This window comes from Levilactobacillus koreensis JCM 16448, assembly GCF_001435525.1.
GTDB lineage: Bacteria > Bacillota > Bacilli > Lactobacillales > Lactobacillaceae > Levilactobacillus > Levilactobacillus koreensis.
Map to the genome: position 1 here is coordinate 1 of NZ_AZDP01000028.1, position 3,285 is coordinate 3,285.

A 3,285-nucleotide genomic window follows, 5' to 3' on the forward strand; every position below is an offset into this window, starting at 1 on the left:
CCGCCTGGCAACCTGCGGACCTAAAAGGCTTTGGTAATTAGCGGATAAGTCCTATTTCATAGGCTAGCGCTGTATCTAAGCAAATTGTGGTCGCCATGCCATGGGGTGTGGTTCTCACAAGCGTCCGTTTTCAAACGGGCGTGGTTGACAAAGAGAGAATGGGTGACACACACATGAAAAAGTATCGTAACTACCGCCTGAGTCTGGGGTGGCAGATTTTGATTGGGTTGATTCTCGGAATTATTCTGGGAGCGGTCTTCTATCAAAACAAAGTGGCCATTACCGCCATGCAGAACATTGGGAACATGTTTATCGGCTTGATTCAAATGATCGTTCTACCAATCGTGGTTTCTTGTTTGACCGTCGGTATTGCGAATATGGGGGACATCAAGCAGTTAGGGCGTGTCGGTGGGAAGACCATCATTTACTTTGAAATCATGACGACCATTGCGATTGCCTTAGGGTTGCTGGTCGGCAATATCTTCCATCCTGGGGACTTTATTGACATTCACCAACTACATAGTACGGATATCAGTCAGTACGTCTCCTCGGCTAAATCAGCGCATAATACGGGTATCTGGTCAACGCTGATGGGAATCATTCCGACCAACATCTTCAAGTCTCTGGGTGAAGGGGATATGATGCCCGTCATCTTCTTCTCCGTCTTCTTCGGTTTAGGGACCGCGGCGATCGGCAAACAGGGTCAGGTCATCATCGACGTTCTGGATGCCGTGTCACAAGTCATGTTCCGCGTCACCAACTGGGTCATGCACACCGCGCCAATTGGGGTTTGTGCCCTGATTGGGGTCACGATTGCTCAGATGGGGATTTCAGCGTTAGCGCCCTTGGGTTATTTCATCGTGTTGGCCTACGGGACGATGGCGGTGTTCATCGTAGTCTTCATGGGGATCGTTGCCCGGATGTTCCATTTTAAATTGTGGGACCTCTTGTACGTCATCAAGGACGAAGCTGTTCTGGCATTCTCTACGGCCAGTTCCGAAGCGACCCTGCCACGTTTGATCGATAAAATGGACAAATTTGGGGTCAGCCAAGGGATCGTTTCCTTCGTGATTCCCACCGGCTACACGTTCAACCTGGATGGATCGGCCATCTACCAATCATTAGCAGCGTTGTTCTTGGCACAGGCCTATAACATTCACCTGAGCCTGGGGCAACAGATTACCCTCTTAGTGGTCTTGATGATCACTAGTAAAGGGATGGCCGGGGTGCCTGGAGCGTCCTTCGTCGTCTTACTGGCAACCGTTTCGACGATTGGGGTCCCAATGAGTGGGTTGACCTTCATCGCCGGTATTGACCGCCTAGTCGACATGGGGCGGACCGCAGTCAACGTGGTTGGGAACTCCTTGGCAACCGTGATTATCGGGAAATCTGAACATGAGTTTAGTGAAGAAAAGAGTCAAGCATACTTGCAGGAGATGCGGCATGCGAAGGCAAAAGTATAATTGCTGAAGGGGACTGGCATTAGCCGGTTCCTTTTTTAGAGCCCAAAAAAGCAGGTTACCATCCTTCGCGAATGGTGACCTGCTTTACTTTATGGAGCAATGTCTTCAAATGAATACCAGCTCAATCACGTTGCGTGGCGGTAACACACTTGCGGGGTGATTCCCATCAGCCCATGGGCGCCGCCAATTCACGTGGTTAACCGGAATCGGTTTGGTATTACGTTTATTGTATCGACCATTCAGAGATTAAAAACCAGCCTAGTTGAAACGGCGTCAGTTACTAATCTTCTTCTCCCCACCGGGTTCCCCCAGCGGTGAAGTGCAGTTACGGGATTCGTAACGCTATTCTGACTAGCACGTCAATGCATCGATGTCGAAATAGTACCGAGAAAAAGGGCGTAACTCTAGCTTGCGTTATCCATTAAGTGGCTTGAATCCAACTGATCCACGAACGAGTTCGGGAAGTTCAGACGAGTTACGGTCGGTTGCAACGCCGACAGCGTCTGAAATAATGTGGTCAGTCGATTCTGTTTAAAATCTGCCAGTCGAACCCTCCGCATCAAGCTACGGGGTCCGGGAACGGGAAAGCTAGAGAGCTGTCCTCCTCAAAGCGTCAACCAAGAGGCTTGAACAGGCGGTAACTTTCCCACCGGCGAGTTGTAACACGCTCCGGGATCATCTAAAAGTTGCAATGTCATGTTCAATCACCTCCAAGGTGGATAGTCGACAGGGACGGACGGGGATAAAAGAAAAGCGCTTAGCTACAACTAGCTAAGCGCACCACAAAAAACGTGTGTGAGTTTTGGCTAGTCGTTGAGTTTTAGCACTATACGGCGTAGTTAGTTCATAACAGCTACATTAGATCAGGCCTTAAATTGACCTGAACAGCTGACTCATTGGCGTTTCTCGACGTTTCTGAGCAGTAGCATTTTCCGTATAGGAGCCTCACCTAACAGCTTCTGATTTATCCTATGTAAACAGTGTATATCATTTTCAAAGCAAGTGCAAGCAAAATACTCAACTTCTAGCGAATAATAATTATAATAACTTACTATAAAAATAGTTATAGATAAAGTCTAGGTTTCTCGTCCTAGTTTAGAATCATTCTTGATTTAATCTGTGAAAACGGTTATGCTAAAGATGATTCAGAATTCAGAAAATGAGGGGAGAAATTATCGTGAATTATATTGGTTCAGCGTTACCCGATTTTCAAGTCAATGCGTATCAGGACGGCGAGGTCAAGGCCTTAACGGCGGACGACTTACGCGGCCACTGGTCAATTCTGTTTTTTTATCCAGCAGACTTTTCGTTCGTTTGTCCTACGGAACTCGGTGACTTAGCTGCGCACTATGCGGCGTTTCAGAAGCAAAATGCGGAGATCTACAGTGTTTCTGAGGATACCGAGTTTGTTCATCAGGCTTGGCACGAACAAAGTGAAGAGGTCGGTCAGGTCGACTATCCGATGATTGCGGACCCCGCCGGCGATTTGGCGCGGCACTATGGCGTTCTCGACGAAGCGGCGGGGCAAGCCTACCGTGGTGTCTTCATCTTAGATCCCCAAGGTGAAGTGCGCTCCTACACGATCAATGACATGGGTATCGGCCGCAATGCCGGTGAAATCTTGCGGACGCTGACTGCCGCGCAATTCGTTGCGGAACACGGCGACCGTGTCTGCCCAGCCAACTGGCATCCCGGCGAAGAAACGTTGAAGCCCGGCACCGACCTTGTCGGGAAAATCTAACTGACAATTTGGCAGTTATGTCGCCTTACCGGTCGCCAGATATGGGCTGGAACGGTGCGGACACAACTTGAAGCCTCGAAA

2 protein-coding genes and 1 riboswitch are annotated in these 3,285 nt (G+C 49.1%); both genes read left to right on the forward strand.

The window, feature by feature from the left end; translation table 11 throughout:
* The first annotated feature begins 173 nt into the window (after window positions 1–173).
* Window positions 174–1,463, forward strand: a complete 1,290-nt coding sequence (locus FC99_RS01915) for a cation:dicarboxylate symporter family transporter (protein WP_048733836.1) — start codon at window positions 174–176, stop codon at window positions 1,461–1,463.
* Window positions 1,464–2,261: 798 nt separating this feature from the next.
* Window positions 2,262–2,427, reverse strand: a riboswitch (M-box (ykoK) riboswitch).
* 195 nt (window positions 2,428–2,622) lie between these two features.
* The gene (locus FC99_RS01920) at window positions 2,623–3,204 is read left to right on the forward strand and encodes a peroxiredoxin (RefSeq protein ID WP_420324060.1); all 582 of its coding nucleotides are present in this window, start codon (window positions 2,623–2,625) and stop codon (window positions 3,202–3,204) included.
* Window positions 3,205–3,285: the final 81 nt, after the last annotated feature.

What these genes read in the sequence shown, in the direction of transcription:
- FC99_RS01915 (WP_048733836.1), top strand. Translation starts at nt 174, where the DNA reads ATGAAAAAGTATCGTAACTACCGCCTGAGTCTGGGGTGGCAGATTTTG.
- FC99_RS01920 (WP_420324060.1), top strand. Translation starts at nt 2,623, where the DNA reads ATGAGGGGAGAAATTATCGTGAATTATATTGGTTCAGCGTTACCCGAT.